Here is a 20,784-nt window from a genome sequence, read left to right on the forward strand (position 1 = left end):
CTGGGCCGGTGCCACGGTGATGGAATCACCGGTGTGCACGCCCATGGCGTCGAAGTTTTCAATGGCACAGATGATGATGCAGTTGTCGTTCTTGTCGCGGACAACTTCCATCTCGAATTCTTTCCAGCCGATCAGGGATTCGTCGATCAGCAGCTCGTTGGTCGGCGACAGGTCGAGACCACGGGTACAGATTTCCTCAAACTCTTCGCGGTTGTAGGCGATACCGCCGCCGGAGCCACCCATGGTGAAGGAAGGCCGGATAATACAGGGGAAACCGATGTCATCGGCCGCTTCCCAGGCTTCCGTCATGGAGTGGACAATCATCGCCCGCGGGCATTCCAGGCCGATGGACTTCATGGCCTTGTCGAAACGATCGCGATCTTCTGCCTTGTCGATGGTGTCGGCATTGGCGCCGATCATTTCAACGCCGTGCTTTTCCAGTACCCCGTGTTTTTCCAGATCCAGCGCGCAGTTCAGTGCGGTCTGGCCACCCATGGTGGGCAGCAGGGCATCGGGTTTTTCCTTTTCAATGATCTTTTCGACGGTGCGCCAGGTAATCGGCTCGATGTAGGTGGCATCGGCCATGGCCGGGTCGGTCATGATGGTGGCCGGGTTGGAGTTCACCAGAATAACCCGGAAGCCTTCCTCGCGCAGGGCTTTGCAGGCCTGTGCGCCGGAGTAGTCAAATTCACACGCCTGGCCAATCACAATGGGGCCTGCGCCCAGGATCAGGATGCTCTTTATGTCGGTCCGCTTTGGCATGTCTCAATCAACCTGTCAGCAATAATCAGAGTCTTGAAGCCTATGGGGCAGCATGGGCTGCCGGGGTAAACGCTCAGGCGGTGCGCGCTTCCATCAGCCGGATAAATTCATCAAACAACGGCGCCACATCGTGGGGACCGGGACTGGCTTCCGGGTGTCCCTGGAAGCTGAACGCCGGCTTGTCGGTGCGGCGGATACCCTGCAGCGTGCCGTCAAACAGGGACTTATGGGTGGCCTCAACGTTGTCCGGCAGGGACGTCTCATCCACCGCAAACCCGTGGTTCTGGCTGGTGATCATCACGGTGCCGTCTTTCAGGTTCTGCACCGGATGGTTGGCGCCGTGATGACCATGGCCCATCTTCATGGTTCTGGCGCCGCTGGCCAGCGCCAGCAACTGGTGGCCCAGACAGATACCGAACACCGGAATCTCGGTTTCCAGCACTTCGCCAATGGCCTTGATGGCGTAGTCGCAAGGCTCGGGATCGCCGGGGCCGTTGGACAGGAAGATTCCATCAGGATTCATCGCCAGTACGTCCGAGGCCGGCGTCTGGGCCGGCACCACGGTAAGGTCGCAGCCACGGCTGGTCAGCATCCGCAGAATGTTGTTCTTGACCCCGTAATCCCAGGCCACCACCTTGAAGCGGGCCTGTTGCCGCTCACCGTAGCCGGACACCAGATCCCACTCGGTTTCGCTCCAGGTACGGATTTCCTTTGCACTGACTTCTTTTGCCAGATCCATACCCTTCAGGCCGGGGAATGCCTTCGCCAGCTCCAGGGCCCGCTCGGCGGTAACGCCCTCACCCGCAACGATGGCGCCACTCTGGGAACCCTTGTCCCGCAGAATCCGGGTCAGGCGACGGGTATCAATGCCGGCAATGCCGACCACATTGCTTTCCTGCAGGTACTGATCCAGCGGCTTCTGGCTTCGCCAGTTGCTGGCCATCAGAGGCAGATCACGAATAATCAGACCCGAGGCCTGAATGTGATCGGATTCCACGTCCTCGTCGTTTACTCCGGTATTACCGATGTGGGGGTACGTCAGAGTGACGATTTGACGGGCGTAGGACGGATCGGTCAGGATTTCCTGGTAACCGGTCATGGCGGTGTTGAAAACCACCTCGCCGCTGGTTTCCCCGGAAGCGCCGATGGCAATTCCGTGGAACAGGCTTCCGTCTGCGAGTGCAAGGATGGCAGATGTACTCAAGGCTTGTATCCTCATCGGGTTCGTTTGGGCGAACGGGAACGCAAGCGCGAATTCAGGTCGCAAAAAAGCGAGAGGGGGCCTGTGTTACCCCATCCCGCTTTTTGTAACCACCTGCAGGCTGTCCGGAGACCGCAGGCGGGCTTTTCATCAGGCTACGCTTGGTGCAGTTAAACCGCCTTATTGTAGGGAATTTGGTGGTCTGTGTCCACGGCAAAGGCTGGAGCTGGGGGAATCTACGGACGAACTCTCATCTTTTTGGCAAGGCGCCCTTCGACAGGCTCAGGGCGAACGGTGATATTCCGCTCATCCTTTTGCCATGCGCCCTTCGACCCTTCGGCAAGCTCAGGCTCAGGCTCAGGCTCAGGCTCAGGGCGAACGGTGATATTCCGTTCATCCTTTTGCCATGTGCCCTTCGACCCTTCGGCAGGCTCAGGGTCAGGGTCAGGGTCAGGGCGAACGGTGATACTCCATTCATCCTGAGCCTGTCGAAGGATGCCTGTCAAAGGGTCAGGGCGAGCGAGAATGCTCCGTTCATCCTGAGCCTGTCGAAGGATGCCTGCCAAGGGGCCTAAAGTTACCCTTTTAAGGAAAGCACATCCTGCATATCATAAAGCCCGGCCGGTTTATCCTGCAGCCAGCGGGCGGCGCGGACGGCGCCTTTGGCGAAGGTCATGCGGCTGCTGGCCTTGTGAGTAATTTCCATGCGTTCACCCATGGCGGCAAACAGTACGGTGTGATCCCCCACCACATCCCCCGCCCGAACGGTTTCGAAGCCGATCTCGGTACGGGAGCGCTCGCCGGTGAAGCCTTCACGACCGTAGACGGCGCACTCCTTCAGATCGCGACCCAGTGCCTCAGCCACCACCTCACCCAGACGCAAAGCGGTGCCGGAGGGGGCGTCTTTTTTGTGGCGATGGTGGGTCTCGATGATTTCCACATCGTAATCGTCACCCAGCACCGCTGCGGCTGTTTTCAGCAGGTTGAGCATCACGTTGACGCCGACGCTCATGTTGGGCGCGTACACCACCTGGGTATTCTCAGCAGCCATGGTCACCTGGGCCTTTTCGGCGTCGGTGAGACCGGTGGTGCCCACAATCACGGCCTTGCGATGCTCGCTGCAGAACGCCAGGTTCTCCAGGGTGAGGTCCGGGAAGGTGAAGTCGATCAGGATATCGAAGGCGTCTTTGACGTCTGCGATGTTGCCAGCCAGAGCCACACCGTTCTTGCCAATCCCTGCCAGCTCACCGGCATCGGCACCCACCAGCGAACTGTCCGGGTGCACAATGGCCGCCCCCAGAACAAGATCGTCCGCCTCATCGATGGCTTCGATCAGTACCTTACCCATTCTTCCGGCTGCACCGGTTATCGCGATCCGTTTCATTCCGGGCCTCAGAATTTCATTTCATCGAAAAAGTTTTTCACACCCGCGAACCAGTTGGATTTGCGAGGGCCATGATCACCGCCGTTGTTGCCATCCAGGGTTTCCTGGAACTGCTCCAGCAGTTCTTTCTGCTTTTTCGTCAGATTGACCGGAGTTTCAATAATAACCCGACACAACAGGTCACCCGCAGGGCCACCACGAACCGGTGCCACGCCTTTATTGCGTAACCGGAACAGTTTGCCGGTCTGGGTTTCCGGTGGAATCTTCAGTTTGACCCGGCCGTCCAGCGTTGGTACTTCCAGCTCGCCACCGAGCGCGCCATCAATGATGCTGATGGGCACTTCACAGTATAGATTACGGCCGTCCCGGGTAAAGATGCTGTGCTCACGCACCGAAATCTGTACGTACAGATCGCCGGAGGGCGCGCCGTCCATGCCCAGCTCGCCTTCACCGGAAAGGCGAATCCGGTCACCGGTATCCACGCCCGGCGGCACTTTCACTGACAGGTTTTTTTCTTCCTGAATCCGGCCCTGACCATGACAGGCCTTACAGGGATTCTTGATGACCTTGCCGCTGCCGCGACAGGTCGGGCAGGCCTGCTGCACGGTGAAGAAGCCTTGCTGCATCCGCACCTGGCCCATACCCTTACAAGTGCCGCAGGTTTCCGGACGGGAGCCCTTTTCTGCGCCGGAGCCGTCACAGCTTTCACATTCAACGTGACCAGGCACCCGGATTTTAACGGTAGTGCCCTTCACCGCTTCTTCCAGATCCAGTTCCAGGGTGTAGCGCAGGTCAGAACCTCGACTGCTGCGGCCACCACGGCCACCGCCACCAAAGATGTCGCCAAACACATCACCGAAAATATCGGAAAAGCTGCCGCTACCGGCGCCGAAACCGCCGCCACCCGCCTGTCCATCCACGCCGGCGTGACCGAACTGGTCAAACGCCGCTCGCTTGTTGGCATCCGTCAGGATTTCGTAAGCCTCACTGGCCTCCTTGAACTTGTTCTCGGACTCGGTATCGTCCGGATTGCGATCGGGATGGTGTTTCATGGCGAGCTTTCGGTACGCCCGCTTGATTTCCTTCTCGTCCGCATCCCGGGAAACCCCGAGTACCTCGTAATAGTCACGTTTGGCCATGCTGCTTAAAACCCTGTATCAAAATCGTTTGTCGGTGTTCTTAAAACGCGGAAAACGCGGGGACCGGAATCCCCGCGCTTTGCCACTGCACAAGCCTGAAATCAGCGCTTGTCGTCGTCTTTAACTTCCTCAAACTCGGCATCTACGGCGTCATCCGCCGTGCCGGAGCTGGCCTGCTCTTCCGCGCCGGGCTGTGGTGCCTCGGACGCGTCGGCGTACATCTTCTGCGCCAGCTCACCGGATACTTCGGTCAGTTTCTCGGTCTTGGCGACGATGTCGTCCTTGTCAGAACCTGTCAGGGCTTCTTCCAGATCCTTCACGGCCGCTTCGATTTTCTCTTTTTCGTCGGCAGTGACCTTGTCACCGGCTTCTTTCAGAGTCTTGCGAGTGGCGTGAACCATGGCATCGCCCTGGTTGCGGGCCTGCACCAGCTCTTCAAACTTGCGATCTTCGTCGGCATTGGCCTCGGCGTCACGCACCATCTTTTCGATCTCATCATCGTTCAGACCGGAAGAGGCCTTGATCACGATGGACTGTTCTTTGCCGGTGGCCTTGTCCTTCGCAGACACGTTGAGGATACCGTTGGCATCGATGTCAAAGGTGACCTCGATCTGCGGCACACCGCGCGGTGCCGGCGGGATATCAGCCAGATCAAAACGTCCCAGTGACTTGTTCTGGGTCGCCTGTTTGCGCTCACCCTGGACCACGTGAATGGTCACTGCGGTCTGACTGTCATCAGCCGTCGAGAAGGTTTGCGACTTCTTGGTCGGAATCGTGGTGTTCTTGTCGATCAGCGGCGTGGCAACACCACCCATGGTTTCGATACCCAGGGTCAGCGGCGTCACGTCCAGCAGCAGCACATCTTTGACGTCACCGGAAAGTACCGCGCCCTGAATGGCGGCGCCCATGGCCACAGCTTCGTCCGGGTTCACGTCCTTGCGTGCTTCCTTACCGAAAAAGTTTTTCACCTTCTCCTGAACCAGCGGCATACGGGTCTGACCGCCCACCAGGATCACTTCGTCAATCTCGCTGGTGCTCAGACCGGCGTCCTTCATGGCTACCTTGCAAGGCTCCATGCTGCGGTCGACCAGCTCTTCAACCAGTGACTCCAGCTTGGAGCGGGTCAGCTTGACGTTCATGTGCTTGGGGCCGCTGGCATCTGCGGTGATGTACGGCAGATTGACATCGGTCTGCTGGCTGCTGGACAGCTCGATCTTGGCCTTCTCACCGGCTTCTTTCAGACGCTGCATGGCCAGGGAATCACCGCGCAGGTCAATGCCGCTGTCTTTCTTGAACTGGTCCGCCAGGTATTCGATGACCTTCATGTCGAAGTCTTCACCACCCAGGAAGGTGTCACCATTGGTGGCCAATACTTCAAACTGATGCTCACCGTCCACATCGGCAATTTCAATGATGGACAGGTCGAAGGTACCACCACCCAGGTCGTAAACCGCAATGGTGCGATCGCCGCTCTTCTTGTCCATGCCGTAGGCCAGGGCCGCTGCGGTGGGCTCGTTGATGATCCGCTTCACTTCCAGACCGGCAATCTTGCCTGCGTCCTTGGTAGCCTGACGCTGGCTGTCGTTGAAGTAGGCCGGTACGGTGATAACCGCCTCGGTGACTTTCTCGCCAAGGTAGTCTTCAGCGGTTTTCTTCATCTTCTTCAGGATTTCGGCAGACACCTGTGGCGGCGCCATCTTCTGGCCCTTCACTTCAACCCAGGCGTCACCGTTATCGGCCTTGGCGATTTTGTAAGGCACCATTTTGATGTCTTTCTGGACCACGTCGTCTTCAAACCGACGACCGATCAGACGCTTGATGGCATATACCGTATTATTGGGGTTGGTCACCGCCTGGCGCTTGGCGGACTGGCCTACCAGAATCTCGCCATCTTCGGTGTACGCGATAATGGATGGCGTCGTGCGGTCGCCTTCTGCGTTCTCAATAACCTTGACCTTGTCGCCATCCATGATAGCCACACAGGAGTTGGTTGTACCCAGGTCGATACCGATAATCTTGCTCATGAAATCACTCCACTTAACTGTTCGATCGCTTCGCATCGCGAAGCGATGCTTGCCTGATGCGTTGCCGGCCATACGCTCCGGCAGTCTTTACTGTTACCAGCCTATATTGGCCCCGATCAGCGTTTTTCAAGCCTGCTCATCAATTTTCGGCGCATCGCCGGCTTTGGCGACCACCACCATGGCCGGCCGGACCAGGCGCTGATTCAGGGTGTAGCCCTTCTGGACCACAGCCACTACCGAATTGGGCTCGGCGCCCGGCGACGGCACCATGGACATGGCTTCGTGCTGCTGGGGATCAAACGGCTCACCGACCGGATCAAGCTGTTCGACGTTGAACTTTTTCAGGCAGTTCATAAAGAGATTCAGGGTCATTTCTGCCCCCTCGCGGATGGACGCAACCAGCTCGGTGGTTTCGCCCTGCCCGCTGGTGCTCTCTACCGCCTTCTCAAGACTGTCGGCGACGGGCAGCAGCTCCTTCACGAATTTCTCGAGTGCGAACTTGTGGGCTTTCTCCACATCTATTTCTGATCTGCGGCGAACGTTCTGCATTTCAGCCTGGGCACGAAGCACCTGCTCCTGCAGTTCCTGCACCTTGCTTTCCAGCGTATCGTCACTCGCGGCCGCTTCGGCGCGGGCCTCTTCTTCCTCGGCTACCGCTCGCTCCACCGCGGTCAGCTCTTCCTCTACCTGTTCGTTGCGATTGTCGTCAGCGCTCATCAGTTACTCCCGGTATGTCGGGTTCCTTTGCGGAACATCGTCAAGACTAGGGATGACTTACCCACCCGCCGAAGCAGGCCATGGCGCCACCAAAACCAAGTCTTACTGAAACTTGATCTTCGATATGGGGGCCATTGCCCAGCTTTCAAGCAAAAATTTGCACAGACATTTGCAAACCTGATTTTTGCTGTATATATTCACAGCTACTGTATTCATTAACAGTGGTTATTCAGACAGTAGTCGCCCTGTCACTGACCACACAAACGCTGAATCCATTTGTAAACATCAACCGCACCGCCAAAGGACCAGGGAGTCTGACGCATGCTGACGCAACTGACGGTTTCCAACTACGCCATCGCCGAACGGGTCGAACTGCAGTTCAACCGCGGAATGACCGCACTCACCGGGGAAACCGGCGCCGGCAAGTCCATTGTGCTGGACGCCCTGAGCCTTGCTACTGGTGGTCGCGGCGACGCCGGCGCCGTGCGTCATGGCGCCAAGCGGGCTGACATCACCGCCAGCTTTGACATCTCCGGCATTGGCGAAGCGCGACAGTGGCTGGAAAGCCAGGACCTTGATGATGGTAACGACTGCATTCTGCGTCGGGTGATCAGCCGCGACGGACGCTCCCGGGCCTACATCAACGGTCAGCCCTGCCCGCTGAACCAGCTCAGGGAACTGGGTGCAACACTGCTGGATATTCACAGTCAGCACCAGCACCAGTCGCTTCTGAAAAAAGAAACCCATCGCCGCCTGCTGGACGAGTTTTCCGGTGCCGGTGACCTGGCTTTGAAAACCCGGCTGGCCTGGAAACAATGGCAAAAGGCCCAGGAACGCCTGGACAACCGCCGCCAGAGCGCAGACGAGACCGAAGCCCGGCTTCAGTTGCTACGCTACCAGGTGGAAGAACTGGACCGACTGACCCTGAACGAAGGCGAGCAGGATCAACTTGAGCAGGAGCAGGAACAGCTGAGCCATGCGGAAACCGTAAAGCAGTACAGTCACCAGGCCGCTCTGCTGTGTTCAGAGGACGAAATCAGTGCGGCGGATCTGGTTCGACAGGCATTGCACCAGCTGGAACAGCTACCTGTAGAAGTCCCGGCATTGGCAGAGACCCTGCAAATGCTGGGGGAGGCTCAGATCCAGCTCAGCGAGGCCGGTAGTAATCTTCGTCGCTTTGTGGACGACTATGAGGCCGACCCACAGCGATTGCAGGACGTAGAGGAACGCCTCAGCGCCATCTACCAGCTGGCCCGCAAACACCGGATTCAGCCGGAAGAGCTGCCTGAACTGCATCAGCGCCTGGCCGCGGAGCTGGCGGAGCTGGACGACAGCGAGGGCAGCCTGGAGCAACTGGAGGCGGATGTCCTGAATTATCGCAAGGCCTACCACGCGGTGGCCGACAAACTGTCGGAAAGCCGCAAGCAGGGCGCAGCAACACTGGACAAGCGGGTCGCGGAAGAACTGGCGCAGCTAGGCATGCCCACGGTTCAGTTCATCACCCAGCTGGACACCGGCAACCCGGAGCCGGCACCCACCGGCCATGAAGAGATTGAATTCCTGATCAGCGCCAACCCGGGACAACCGGCGCGCTCGCTGGCCAAGGTAGCCTCCGGTGGCGAGCTTTCACGGATCAGCCTGGCCATTCAGGTGGTAGTTGCACAAACCTCAACAACACCGACGCTGGTCTTTGATGAGGTGGATGTGGGCATTGGTGGCGGTACCGCCGAGGTGGTCGGACGCCTGCTGCGCGCCCTTGGCGAAAGTGGCCAGATTATCTGTGTGACTCACCTGCCCCAGGTTGCGGCACAAAGCCACCAACACCTGTTTGTCAGCAAATTCTCCGAACAGGACGCCACCTACTCACGGATTGAAACCCTGAACGATCAGGGGCGCATCAGCGAAGTGGCTCGCATGCTGGGCGGCGTCGACATGACCGAACAGACTCTGGCCCATGCCCGTGAGATGTACACCAAAGGACAGGCGACTCATCATTGAAAAGGCATCGCGCTGCCCAACCGATTCCCCCTCTCGACCCTGAGAGCTTTCAGAGCGCCAGTACGGCGCTCTTTTTTTGATTCCTGATCAGGCCATGGGGCATTGTGAGCTGGCAGGGAGGATCGAACAGGATGCGAGCAATCAGGATTTTTTGATGGGTTTGACGTACAGCGTCAGGCTGTGATCAACAATCTCGAAACCGTGCTCTTCCGCGATTTTCTTCTGGCGCTCCTCGATAATCGGGTCGCAAAACTCGACAACCTCACCGGTCTGGGTGCACACCATGTGATCATGGTGTTCGTCACCGGCCATTTCGAACACCGCGTGGCCACCCTCAAAGTTATGGCGCAATACCAGGCCGGCCGCCTCAAACTGGGTCAGCACCCGGTAGACTGTTGCCAGGCCGACATCGTCTCCCTGATCGAGCAGCTTTTTATAGACGTCCTCTGCACTCAGGTGGTGCTCCTCAGCCGTCTCAAGAATACTGAAAATCTTGACCCTGGGCAGAGTAACTTTCAGACCAACCTTGCGCAGCTCGGTGTTTTCAGATGACATAATGCTCTTCGCTCTTTGGTGAATTCGATGCTTCCGGTATTATAGCGCCTAATCGAAGCGCATAAACCGTTTCACGCCCTGTCTTCCGTACAGGCCATTTCAAGGTTCCAAACCGCCATCAAGGACAAAGCCTTCCAATGCAAAAGCTTGTTCCCTTCCTGTTAGTGGCACTCCTTTCAGGGTGCGTTTTTCCCGGGGTCTATAAACTCAACATTCAGCAAGGCAACATTGTTACCGAAGAAGAGCTTGCAACGCTCGAGGCAGGCATGACCCGGTCCCAGGTACACTCTGTTCTGGGCACGCCGCTGCTGCTGCACCCCAACGATGATTCAAGGGAATACTATGTGTACACCTTCCAGCGTGGAGGCGGTGACATCGTGGAACAGCAGGTAATTGTCTACTACGACGATAACGGCACGTTCAGTCACACTGAAACCCGTTTGCTTGAAGAAACTCCGGCCTACTGAGAAACATCGCGATCAGCCTGACTTCTTGTTGGCCCGGTTCAGCCGGGCCTGCTTGGGATCGATTTTCAGCGGGCGATAGATCTCGACCCTGTCTCCTTCACGAAGTACGTGGGTTGCCGGCTCTTTCACCACTTTGCCGAATATCCCCATATCTGCGGTAGCCGTATCCAGCTCCGGAAAGATCCGCTCGATTCCGGAGCGGATTACCGCCTCCTGTACACTGCTGCCCTCCGGCACCTGCAGGGACAGGATCTCCTGGCGCTCCGGTGTCGCATAGGCGACTTCAACCCGAATCACCGGACAATGACCCGGGGCGGAACGTACAACTCATCAGCCCGCCGACAAAACGCTTCCACCATGGTGTTTGCAGCCTGACTGAACAGGGTACCGAAGGCCATACGCGCCAGCGACCCGGAAAATTCGAACTCCAGTTGCAGCGCAACCCTGCAGGCGGAATCGCTCAGCGGCCGGAAGTGCCAGCGCCCTTTCAGATTCCTGAACGGGCCGTCCACCAACACCATTTCGATTCGTTCAGGTGCGATCAACTCGTTGCGGGTAGTCAACCGGTGCCTTACGCCACCCTTGGCCACCTCCAGTGAAGCGGTAAGCTCTGACACAGTAACGTCATGGACTTCTGCGCCCGCACACCAGGGCAGAAATTCCGGATATCTGGAAATATCGTTCACCAGGGCGAACATGCACTCTGCGGAATGCATCACCAAAGCGGACTTGTCTATCAGGTGCGCCATCAATCTAAATTCCAGTGCTGTGGGCCTTCATCCGACATTCCGGACAAACAAACCCTGTCTGTATCAATTTCTGGCCAATAATACTGGATTCAGACCTAAATTGCGGCATCCCCCGATGGATCCGGGGAGTTTTGCTCATCCTCGCCGGCACTGTCTTCTGCATTCGCCTCCCCGGAACGTTCGCCGGCACCCTCCTCCCCGTTATCCGCCGGGGCTGGAATCTCAATGGCAGCGCCCGGGGTACTCGGTGACTCGTGCACCGGAGCCGTGGTGGTGGGCGCACACCAGGTGAGATTGCCACTGTCGCAAAGTACTCTGAAAGAAGTCACGGTATAGTTACTGCCAATGGCCAGTACCACCACCGGCAAAACCAGCCGCAACGCCCAAAGCCAGAGACTTGATAACCATTGGGGACTGTTTCCGAGCAACCGGGTCAGGTGGTGACGGGGCATCAGCCATCCCAGAAACAACGCCAGACACGCAGATGCCAGAGGGATCAGGACACCACTGGTCAACAGTTCAATCCAGCGAAACGCCGTCAGTCCTGCCAGGGTCCGGTCCGACCAGATATTGAACGAGAACAGGGAAATAAGCCCAACCAGCCAGGCGGCAACAAGAACCAGCATGACCGCGCCCTGACGCTGTGCTCCGGTCCATTCCCGCAGCCAGCCAGTCACCGCCTCCACCAGCACCAGTGCGGAGGTCCAGGCCACCAGGGTGATCGCCGTGAACATCACCGTTGCCAGTATTGGCCCGTAGGGTTCCGCCGACAAACCCAGCGGCAGAGCCACAAACACCAGCCCGAAACCGTTTGCCTCTGCATCACCGGTAGCCCCCAGTACCAGACTGTAGATCAGTATGCCGGCCAGCACGCCAACCAGCGTATCCACCAGGGCCACGGCCAGAACCGAGCGTTTAAAGGGGGTTCCCGGGGCCATCATGGCCCCCATCACAGCCCAGACCCCGAGACCCAGACCCAGCGTATAGAACGCATGGGACAGTGCCTGCAGGCTCCCCTCCCAGGTCAGTGACTCGCGGTCAAAGCTCAACAGCATTCCGGTTGAGACAGCGACCGTCTCGCGCCCCCACAACCACCAAAGCAACCCCAGCAGGATGAGTATGAACAGCGGGATGACCAGCCGAACCGCCCGTTCGAGTCCGGCGGCTCCCCGGCGCATGGCAACAACACCCACCAGCACAATCATCAGCCCGTGCCACGCCATAAAATAACGATAGTCGTGGGGACTTTCGACCAGATCCCGCAGCATTGCGGCGAGCGTCACCGCGTCGGCATCCACAAACCGACCCAACGCCCCATAGAACACATAGGCCAGGCAGATCGCGCCAACCACCAGGGTCATCGAAAGCACCAGGAAACCTGAGAGCACGCTGGCGCGGCCGATCCAGACCCAGCGCGGTGAGAGGTAGTGGCTGCGAACCTCGCCCGCCACAGCCAGCACCATGCTGTGCCGTGAGTACCGGCCAAGTGCCGTTTCGGCCAGCATCAGTGGCAGCGTGATCACCAGCAGGAACTGCCAGAGGTTTCCGAGGCCCACGGTAGCCGCCGTAGCCGCCCAGAAGAAGGTACTACGACCAGTCCAGAGTCCAAGTGACGTGTGAGGTACTGAAGGCATCCTTAACCTCGCTCAAGATGGACTGGGTATTGTAGCTGAATTAAACAGTTCCATGAGGACTTCGTGACCGTTTCGTGAGCCTGCGCTACAATCCGCCCCTTGTCCCGGGACCAGACCGTCCCCATGACTGATTCTGAATTTCTGACGGCAGATACCCATGAGCAAAAAGAAACCGGGCAACTCGACCGGCACCATCGCCCTCAACAAAAAGGCGCGCCACGAGTATCACATCGAAGAACAGCTGGAGGCTGGCCTTCAGCTACTGGGCTGGGAAGTGAAGTCCCTGCGTGCCGGCAAGGCCCAGATCACCGAAGCCCACGTGATGTTCCGGGGCGGTGAGGCGTTTCTGTTCAACGCACAGATCACTCCTTTGACGGCGGCCTCCACTCACGTGATCGCGGATCCGACCCGGACCCGCAAATTGTTGCTGCATGCCAAGGAAATTGCACGTCTGATGGGCAAGGTGGATCAGGTGGGTCATACCTGCGTACCCCTGGCGCTTTACTGGAAGGGCAACAAGGTCAAGTGCGAAATCGCGCTGGTGAAGGGCAAGAAGATGTTCGATAAACGCGCCACCGAAAAAGAACGGGACTGGAACCGCCAGAAACAACGCATCATGCGCGACGGCGCCGCTTCCGGCTGATCAGGCCTGCAGACAGGCTTCTGTGAAACATTAATCAACAATGCCTTGAAGTCCGGATCACCAGCCCCATATACTGTGAGTAAGGGGACGACATGGCTTCGACGCTGGTGGCGAACCCTTGGGTGCATGTCGAGATGGCAGCGAATCTCGTTAATCCAAAGCTGCAACGCAATAGTCGCAAACGACGATAACTACTCACTAGCAGCGTAAGCTGCTAGTCGTCCTGACCGGGTCGCCCGTAGCCCGGAGCTACATCTCAGGACGTCATCGCTTACGGGATGCTCCGTCTTCCAGAGTTCACTGGCTGACGGCTAAGATATAAAGAACTCGCCTCCTGCACCCTGGCCTTCGGGTCGCATGAGGTTAAATCAATAGAAGGACACAAGCATGTAGATCTCAAGGCATAGTGCTGGCGGACGCGGGTTCAATTCCCGCCGTCTCCACCAACCAAAACGAAGAAAGCCCCTGATTTCAGGGGCTTTTTTTATGCGCTAAAATCTAAATATCTTCTTGTCGTCCACGTAATCTACGTTTCCAGGATCATTAATACCCGCCGGACAAAAAAGATCTAATTTCAGACCTTTTTAAAGACCTTTTTTTCGGATACTATTCGCCTGTGCCACAATGATGACGAAATGCCCCGGGTGATGCCAAGTGAGGCAGCCAATGCTGAAGGGGCGATGACGAACGATAAAGGCACTTGCGAGGTTAGAGAGATGAAAAGCCTATTTGCGAGGCTTGCGGCCACCATTTCGGAGTTGAAGGCCAATCCCAATGAGGTGCTCAACCAGGCCAACGGCGAACCGGTTGTGATCTTGAGTCACAACAAGCCAAGAGCCTACATGGTGCCTGTTGAGACGTTCGAACAGATGCAGGAACAACTTGAGGATTACCGGCTTCTCCTGGAGGCTCGCAAGCGCATGGACGACGAATCAATACCGGTGACCATCAATGAGCTACGAGCTGGCATTCAAGAAAAAAGCGCTCAAGGAGTGGAACAAGCTTAACCCCACAATCCAGGCGGAGTTTCTGAATATTCTGGAACGACGCCTTGAGAACCCGAGGATTCCCAAACACCAGCTGAAAGGGTCTTTGGACTTCTACAAAATCAAACTGAGATCACAGGGCTTTCGCCTGGTCTATGAAGTCGATGACGGAAAGGTGGTTGTCACGGTGATTACCGTTGGGCGTCGCGACACTGTGTACAGAGCCTTTTAGGTGTGAGCAAAGTGTCCACAGTACTGCGTTTTCTGTAGATGTGTGGTGGGATTTTTTTATCTGCGCCTGTTCATTAATCGGAATGAACAGGCGCTGCTACTACTAGTTTGCCGCAGACATCTCATGTTCGCGAATCATGCCGGCCAGCTGGTCCTTCAGGTTCAGGCGCTGCTTCTTGAGATTTTCGAGGTGCTCATCGGAGGTATTCTCCGCGCCTGTTTCGATGCGGCGAACTGCGTGATCCGCGTCATGATACTCATCAAACAGCTTCGCAAAATGATTGTTGCTGGTTTTCAGAAGGTGAATGGCATCTTTGGACTCGGGCAGTTCGTGAATCAGGTCGTGCTTTTCAAGGGTCATACAGACAGTCTCCGGGACTGGAAGGGTGAATGAACTGCTTTCAGTCTAGGACCTCCACCCTACTCGGACTTTGACCCCTGTCAATGGCTTGCACGTTCCTAATACCAACGATGCCTGGCTCTTTGGTTTGGGCGATCCATCGAGTAGGCGAACAGAGCTTAAAACTTCTCACGATTCAGCCAGGATGCCGGTGTCACCCAGCTTTCCAGCCAGGGGATTACCTGTTCTGCTGGCATCGGTCGGGCGATGCCGTAACCCTGGGCACAGTCACAGCCAAGATCGAGCAGGCATTCGCCATGGGCAATGGTTTCCACGCCCTCGGCAATGACATCCCGTTCAAACACCTGAGCCAGCCCCAGGATACCCTTCAGAATCGCCAGATCATCCGGATCGCTCAACATGTCCCGCACGAAGCTCTGGTCAATCTTCAGGGTGTTGGCAGGCAATCGTTTCAGGTAGGTCAGCGAAGAGTAGCCAACGCCAAAATCATCCAGGGCAAAGCGCACGCCCAGCTCCCTGCAGACCTGAATCATCTCTATCACCGCGCCGATGTCATCAAGGGCACTGCTTTCCAGAATTTCGATTTCCAACCGGCTGGCGGCGCACTCCGGCCATTGCGACAAGCGATGCTTCAGGATTTCAACGAACTTACCTTGCTGCAAGGTCATGGCACTCAGGTTAATGCTGATGGGCAGCGAACAGCCATGATCCTGTTTCCATTGATTGATCTGTGCCAAAGCCTCACCGAGCACCCAGGCATCTAATGAAATGGACAATGGATGGTTCTGAATAACCGGCAGAAACTCGGCAGGTGGCAACAGGCCACGTTCCCTGTGTTGCCAACGTACCAAGGCTTCAACGCCGATAACACTGCCCGTGCGCATGTTGACCTTGGGCTGGTAGTACAACACGAATTCGCCACTGTGAAGCGCTTTCTCGATCAGCGAAATTCGCTCATGCTGGCCTACGATGGCCTGATGATGCTGTGTGTCGAACAACATGAACCGATTCTTGCCAGACAGTTTCGCCTGATACATGGCCTGATCAGCCTGTCGCAACAACTGATCGGCATCCTGTGGGTCACTCTGGGGATAGAGGGTAACCCCCAGACTGGCAGAGACATGAAGCGCAAATCCCTCCACGTCAACCGGCATTGCCGCTGCCTGCAACAACCGTTTCAACGCTGCGTTCAGGGCCTGGTCGGTGTCCACGCTGGTAAACACAGCGACGAACTCGTCGCCACCAAGTCGTGCGAGCGTATCCTCTGCACGCAGAGAGCCTTTCATGTTCCGGGCGACTTTCGCCAGTAAATGATCGCCGACATCGTGTCCGTACTTGTCGTTAATCATTTTGAAGCCATCAAGATCCAGGTAGGCGATGGCTATCCGGGACTGGTGCCGGCTGGCCTGTGCCATAGCCTGCTTCAACTCCCGGGCCAGCTGTATCCTGTTGGGCAATTCCGTTATGGCGTCGTAGTGGGCAATGCGCTCCAATTGCTCCTGATGCTGCATCTGTTCAGTTATGTCCGTTGCCAGAGCCACATAATGCAAGACCTTGCCGCGCTGATCCTGAACCCGACTGATGGTCAGACTGACCGCGTAGAGTTCGCCGGACTTATTTCGATTCCAGACCTCGCCACTCCAGTGGCCATCCTGCAACAGCATATTCCACATGTAGCTGTAAAACTCCGGCACGTGACGACCGGACTTCAGCAGGCGCGGATTGTTGCCAATCAACTCCTCCCTCTGATACCCGCTCATCCGGCACAACGCGTCATTGACCTGAATGATTGTTCCTTCCGGGTCAGTTATGGAAATGCCCTCATGGGCATGGGTAAAAACCGTTGCCAGCTGGCCAAGCTCCATATTTACCCGGGTCAGCTCATCAGTCCGGTGTTTCAAAGCGCTCTCGGCGGCTTTGCGTTCGGTGATGTCCAGCGCGATCTCCATACGGACATAATGCCCGTCTTCCCAGGGAATGGCCTGGTCAGTGATATGGAACCATCGATCGAGTGTCGGGTTATAGTGCTCCCAGGTCACCGGCTTTGCCGGGGTACCATCTGTGTTCAATAATTGAGGATTGGTGCAAAAATCACAGGGGCCGCTCTCGTTACCCTGAATGGCTTGCCAACAGGTTTTGCCGACAACATCGCCCATCAACTCACGGCTGTAGCGATTTACAAACAGGACCTCGTGGCTTTCTATATCGGCGACATATACAGCCGCATGAGTGCCGTCGAGAATATTCAGAGATCGCTGATTGGCAAGCGCCAGAACGTCGCGGGTATGGCTTAACTCATCCACCGTCTGTTTGCGTTGCTCGATACTGACCAGCAGATTGGCGAAAAGTGAAAGCAGATCGTATTCGCCCTCAGCAAAGAGCCGCTCTTTGCGGACCGAGTCGAAACCCACAAAACCTATGCACGCATCGCCATCCATCAATGGTGCGGTCAGCAGGCTTTTGATTCCTTGCGGCTCCAGAATGTCCCGCAAACGGCCCGGCACCAGTTGGTCGACATCTCTGACGATAAAGGGTTTACCTTCCCTGTGGGCATCCACCCAGTCGACGAGCTCCAGGCCTATAGGCAAATTCTGCAAATGATCGATCATCGGCTCAATACCCTCCCCACACCACTCGTGGGTATTGGAGCTGATAGTGCGATTGAAATCGTATTCGAAGACGTAGGCTCTGTCGGCTTCAAAAAATAAAGCCATCCTGGCCAGTGCCTGGTGGGTCGCCTGCTCCACGCGCTCAACGGGCAAGTTGATGAACGACATCGAGAGGTCGAGCATGAGCTGGTGGTATTGCGCCACTGCAGGCAAATTCTTTGCCGTTGAGCCGGCCAGGAACTGGCGATTGATCATCAAAGCTCCTAAGGAAACTTACACAACAAAATTACGTTAACCTTTTGGGACAACACGCCAAACTTCCTTCACATTCAAAATAGCATTAAATGATATTCTGCACCTGCCCCAGATCAACCGCAGAGCCAGTGTCCCGTCGTGAAGCACCAGGGTCGACAGACTATCTCTCTCAAGGGTGCACGGCCCTGCCCGTAGCCGCTGCCAAACACAGATCTGCAGCTTTTAGCCTGTTAACGCCTAAAGATGGCTACAAATTGTTTCAAGATTCTGGTTTTCCAGCCGATTAACTTATCTATAGTGTCCATACAAAAAATTCATTTTGAGGGTTGTGACTTTGAGTCTCTCCATGTCCTGGAAGCACAAATTCTGGCTGCTGATCGGCGCCATGCTGATCGGTCTGGTTCTGTTGACCCTGTCTGCGCTGCGCGGGCTCGATCAGGTTACCAGCTCTTATGTAGCCAGGGGCGACGCAACTACCTATGAAAGCACCTCGCTTTCGCTGCTGGTGGACTGGCTCAAGGTTGAAAGCCGGAGCGGAAACCTGCGGCCATCCCAGGTCGAGGAGTATCAGGCACAACTGCAAACCCTTGATACCAGTGCAGACAGGCTGGCCCAGCTGTCTGCTGGCCTTGGCGATTCCGAAGTAGAGGCCAGTGCCCGCAATATCCGGCAACAGGTATCGGAGTACACAGACCTGCGCACAGAGTGGTTGCAGCAAAGCCGCGAACTCGGCCTGAGCTCCAGCGAGGGTCTGAAAGCCAGGCTGACCTACGTCATTGATGAAGGCCTGCGCAAGATCGGCATTTCAATCCTCAACGACGATGTGAATCAGGCTATTGCCGGGCAAGGGGAATTTGTGTCCAGCTACGATCTTGCCGCCGCGGAACTGGCCTTTGAAGCCATCAACAGCATGCAGGACCTGGTCAGCAACATGGGCTGGGAAGACAATGACATCGGCAAAGCGGTGTCGAATTTCGATACCGAATTCAATAAAGCCTATGAGCTGGTGCAATCCATTGTGGCTCTTGAAACCAGTCTTGCCAGCGCTGGCCAGGCCCTTGAAGAAACCATCGAACAACAGAACCAAAGCCTGCAAACAGGCCTGATCGCCCGTACCACCGACGACGCGGACAATGCCCGCCAGGCATCCAGCTGGCTGATTATCATAACCTCCATTGTGGTGATCGTGGTTCTGGTACTGACTTTGAGCCAGGCCTCCCGCGCGCTTGTGGGGCGACTGAACGATGTGGTGCGGCTGCTTTCGAAGGTCGCCGGGGGCGATCTGTCCGGCCGGTTGGAAACCGGCACAAATTCAAGGGATGAATTCAACGAACTGGGCAAGGCCTCGAACCGGATGATGGATGATATCTCCTCCGTCATCCGCCAGGTTATCGACGGCAACCGGGACCTGAATGCCTTGCAGAGTGAGCTCCGGGACCTGATGGGCCGCATGGGCCGCAACAGCGAACAGGTGGAAGCCCAGACCGAACAGACCGCCGCCGCAGTTCAGGAAATCTCCCACACCGCTGCTGAAATCGCCAATCGTACCGGCACCGTGAACCGGGCGGCCCAGGAGGCCAACGACTCCGCCAAGGCAGGGTCCCGGGTGATCAAGAGCAGCGTCGACAGCATGCACGAACTGTCGCAGAAAATTCAGCAAACCCATGAGCAGGTAACCCGCCTGAGCCAGACCGGTGAGAAGGTTAACAGCATCGTTGATGTGATCAACGGACTGGCTGAACAGACCAATCTGCTTGCCCTGAACGCCGCTATCGAGGCAGCTCGCGCCGGTGAAGCAGGTCGTGGATTCTCGGTGGTGGCAGACGAGGTCCGCTCGCTGGCGGAGAAGACCGTCTCGGCCACCAGTGGCATCGCCGACATTGTCAGCTCACTGAACAAGGAAACCCGGGAGATCTCGGCACTGATGCAGCAGGGCCTTGAAAAGGCCGCAGAGAGCGAAAACAGTGCCGGCGAAGCCGCCACGGTGATTGACCGCATTACCCGTTCCATCGACAGCCTCGCGGGAGATATGGAACAGGTGGTGTCCTCCGTAGAGGGTATTTCTGCCACCACGGAAGAAATCGCCCAGAAAGTTGAGCAGATTCACGTGTCCACTCTCGAAACCCGGACCATTCGTGCCCAGCTGGAAGACCACACCCGCCGGCTGTCGGATCAGGCCGACTCACTGACGACCACCTCCAGCCGCTTCCAGCTATGAAGCGGCTGCGAGGCAACCGCTGCCCGCAGCTTTCGTAGCATCCCGGACGCCTCTCCTTTATCCTGTGGCATGAATGTCATGACACACTGAAGATTCTGAGGAGAGGCCCTGTGATCAAGTCCCGCGCTGCGGTTGCGTTTGAAGCGAACAAGCCGCTTGAGATTGTGGAAGTGGACGTTGCACCGCCCAGGGAAGGGGAAGTTCTGGTACGTATCGTCGCCACCGGCGTCTGCCACACCGATGCCTACACCTTGTCAGGTGCAGATCCTGAAGGCCTGTTCCCGGCCATTCTGGGCCACGAAGGCGGCGGCATTGTTGAAGCGGTCGGCCCCGGCGTAACGAGTCTCGAAGTGGGCGACCACGTTATCCCTCTGTACACTGCCGAATGCGGCAAGTGCAAGTTCTGCACCTCCGGCAAGACCAATCTGTGCGGTGCAGTGCGAGCGACCCAGGGCAAGGGTCTGATGCCCGATGGCACCTCCCGGTTCTCCTACAAGGGCCAGCCCATCTATCATTACATGGGCACCTCGACCTTCTCTGAATACACAGTGCTGCCAGAAATCTCCCTTGCCAAAATCCCCAAGGAAGCCCCGCTGGACAAGGTCTGCCTGCTAGGATGCGGTGTCACCACCGGCATTGGTGCTGTGCTGAACACCGCCAAGGTTGAAGAGGGCGCCACCGTTGCCATCTTCGGGCTTGGCGGCATTGGTCTGGCAGCCATCATCGGCGCCACCATGGCGAAGGCCGGTCGCATCATTGCCATAGATATCAACCCGGGCAAGTTCGATATTGCCAGACTGCGTAAACCGCTGAAGGTTGCCACCCATTCCACGTGAAGCCTGCCACCCGGA

17 protein-coding genes, 1 other RNA gene and 2 pseudogenes are annotated in these 20,784 nt (G+C 57.0%); 8 read left to right on the top strand and 12 right to left on the bottom strand.

The annotated features are described in order from the left end of the window. From carB to grpE, 6 genes and pseudogenes are all read right to left on the bottom strand, one after another. Positions 1-762 (bottom strand): annotated as a pseudogene (gene carB, locus AAC035_RS05525) (carbamoyl phosphate synthase large subunit); the annotation flags it as partial. A gap of 73 nt (positions 763-835) precedes the next feature. After that, the gene (gene carA, locus AAC035_RS05530) at positions 836-1,966 is read right to left on the bottom strand and encodes a glutamine-hydrolyzing carbamoyl-phosphate synthase small subunit (RefSeq protein ID WP_339801014.1); all 1,131 of its coding nucleotides are present in this window, start codon (positions 1,964-1,966) and stop codon (positions 836-838) included. A 574-nt stretch (positions 1,967-2,540) separates the two neighbouring features. Next, on the bottom strand, positions 2,541-3,347 hold the full coding sequence (dapB, locus tag AAC035_RS05535) for a 4-hydroxy-tetrahydrodipicolinate reductase (protein WP_339801017.1): 807 nt from the start codon (positions 3,345-3,347) through the stop codon (positions 2,541-2,543). A gap of 8 nt (positions 3,348-3,355) precedes the next feature. Further along, positions 3,356-4,486 (bottom strand): molecular chaperone DnaJ, encoded by a 1,131-nt coding sequence (dnaJ, locus tag AAC035_RS05540; RefSeq protein ID WP_339801020.1) that lies wholly within the window; start codon positions 4,484-4,486, stop codon positions 3,356-3,358. A gap of 101 nt (positions 4,487-4,587) precedes the next feature. Then, positions 4,588-6,510, bottom strand: a complete 1,923-nt coding sequence (gene dnaK, locus AAC035_RS05545) for a molecular chaperone DnaK (RefSeq protein ID WP_339801023.1) — start codon at positions 6,508-6,510, stop codon at positions 4,588-4,590. Between the two features lie 126 nt (positions 6,511-6,636). Beyond that, positions 6,637-7,227 carry a nucleotide exchange factor GrpE gene (gene grpE / locus AAC035_RS05550; RefSeq protein ID WP_339801026.1) on the bottom strand — a complete coding sequence of 197 codons (591 nt, stop codon included), beginning with the start codon at positions 7,225-7,227 and terminating at the stop codon, positions 6,637-6,639. A 321-nt stretch (positions 7,228-7,548) separates the two neighbouring features. Here grpE and recN point away from each other — a divergent pair, with 321 nt between their 5' ends. Next, a complete protein-coding gene (gene recN, locus AAC035_RS05555) occupies positions 7,549-9,225 on the top strand; it encodes a DNA repair protein RecN (protein ID WP_339801029.1) in 1,677 nt (558 codons plus the stop codon). Between the two features lie 141 nt (positions 9,226-9,366). Here recN and fur read toward each other — a convergent pair whose 3' ends face one another. Beyond that, positions 9,367-9,780 (bottom strand): ferric iron uptake transcriptional regulator, encoded by a 414-nt coding sequence (gene fur, locus AAC035_RS05560; protein ID WP_339801032.1) that lies wholly within the window; start codon positions 9,778-9,780, stop codon positions 9,367-9,369. Between the two features lie 137 nt (positions 9,781-9,917). Between fur and AAC035_RS05565 the strand changes: the two genes are divergently transcribed. Continuing rightward, on the top strand, positions 9,918-10,247 hold the full coding sequence (locus AAC035_RS05565; RefSeq protein ID WP_339801034.1) for an outer membrane protein assembly factor BamE: 330 nt from the start codon (positions 9,918-9,920) through the stop codon (positions 10,245-10,247). A 12-nt stretch (positions 10,248-10,259) separates the two neighbouring features. On the opposite strand, the gene AAC035_RS05570 is transcribed toward AAC035_RS05565, so the two are convergent. The 3 genes from AAC035_RS05570 to AAC035_RS05580 form a co-directional block, all read right to left on the bottom strand. Continuing rightward, positions 10,260-10,544, bottom strand: coding sequence for an RnfH family protein (locus tag AAC035_RS05570; protein ID WP_339801036.1), 285 nt, complete (start codon positions 10,542-10,544; stop codon positions 10,260-10,262). Continuing rightward, entirely contained in the window at positions 10,541-10,996 is a 456-nt protein-coding gene (locus tag AAC035_RS05575) for a type II toxin-antitoxin system RatA family toxin (RefSeq protein ID WP_339801039.1), read from the bottom strand. Before AAC035_RS05575 ends, AAC035_RS05570 begins: the two co-directional genes overlap by 4 nt. 95 nt (positions 10,997-11,091) lie before the next feature. Continuing rightward, complete coding sequence (locus AAC035_RS05580; RefSeq protein WP_339801042.1) at positions 11,092-12,630, bottom strand: sodium-dependent transporter; 1,539 nt, start codon at positions 12,628-12,630, stop codon at positions 11,092-11,094. A gap of 157 nt (positions 12,631-12,787) precedes the next feature. Between AAC035_RS05580 and smpB the strand changes: the two genes are divergently transcribed. The 4 genes from smpB (at position 12,788) to AAC035_RS05600 (ending at position 14,491) form a co-directional block, all read left to right on the top strand. Further along, positions 12,788-13,273: an SsrA-binding protein SmpB gene (smpB, locus tag AAC035_RS05585; protein ID WP_339801044.1), complete on the top strand. Its 486-nt coding sequence runs from the start codon at positions 12,788-12,790 to the stop codon at positions 13,271-13,273. A gap of 83 nt (positions 13,274-13,356) precedes the next feature. Further along, positions 13,357-13,719, top strand: a transfer-messenger RNA (tmRNA) gene (gene ssrA, locus AAC035_RS05590). 189 nt (positions 13,720-13,908) lie between these two features. Next, entirely contained in the window at positions 13,909-14,280 is a 372-nt protein-coding gene (locus tag AAC035_RS05595; RefSeq protein ID WP_339801046.1) for a type II toxin-antitoxin system Phd/YefM family antitoxin, read from the top strand. Then, complete coding sequence (locus tag AAC035_RS05600) at positions 14,225-14,491, top strand: type II toxin-antitoxin system RelE/ParE family toxin (RefSeq protein WP_339801048.1); 267 nt, start codon at positions 14,225-14,227, stop codon at positions 14,489-14,491. The genes AAC035_RS05595 and AAC035_RS05600 overlap by 56 nt, the downstream gene beginning before the upstream one ends. A gap of 102 nt (positions 14,492-14,593) precedes the next feature. Here AAC035_RS05600 and AAC035_RS05605 read toward each other — a convergent pair whose 3' ends face one another. Both AAC035_RS05605 and AAC035_RS05610 read right to left on the bottom strand, forming a co-directional pair. Next, complete coding sequence (locus tag AAC035_RS05605; RefSeq protein ID WP_339801050.1) at positions 14,594-14,851, bottom strand: DUF465 domain-containing protein; 258 nt, start codon at positions 14,849-14,851, stop codon at positions 14,594-14,596. Positions 14,852-15,009: 158 nt separating this feature from the next. Continuing rightward, on the bottom strand, positions 15,010-17,715 hold the full coding sequence (locus tag AAC035_RS05610) for an EAL domain-containing protein (protein WP_339801052.1): 2,706 nt from the start codon (positions 17,713-17,715) through the stop codon (positions 15,010-15,012). Positions 17,716-18,061: 346 nt separating this feature from the next. On the opposite strand from AAC035_RS05610, the gene AAC035_RS05615 reads away from it, so the two are divergent. Both AAC035_RS05615 and AAC035_RS05620 read left to right on the top strand, forming a co-directional pair. Next, complete coding sequence (locus AAC035_RS05615) at positions 18,062-19,933, top strand: methyl-accepting chemotaxis protein (RefSeq protein ID WP_339801055.1); 1,872 nt, start codon at positions 18,062-18,064, stop codon at positions 19,931-19,933. A 110-nt stretch (positions 19,934-20,043) separates the two neighbouring features. Beyond that, a pseudogene (locus AAC035_RS05620) lies at positions 20,044-20,730 on the top strand (alcohol dehydrogenase catalytic domain-containing protein); the annotation flags it as partial. Positions 20,731-20,784: the final 54 nt, after the last annotated feature.

The organism is uncultured Marinobacter sp. (assembly GCF_963974375.1).
In the GTDB taxonomy this organism is placed as follows: domain Bacteria; phylum Pseudomonadota; class Gammaproteobacteria; order Pseudomonadales; family Oleiphilaceae; genus Marinobacter.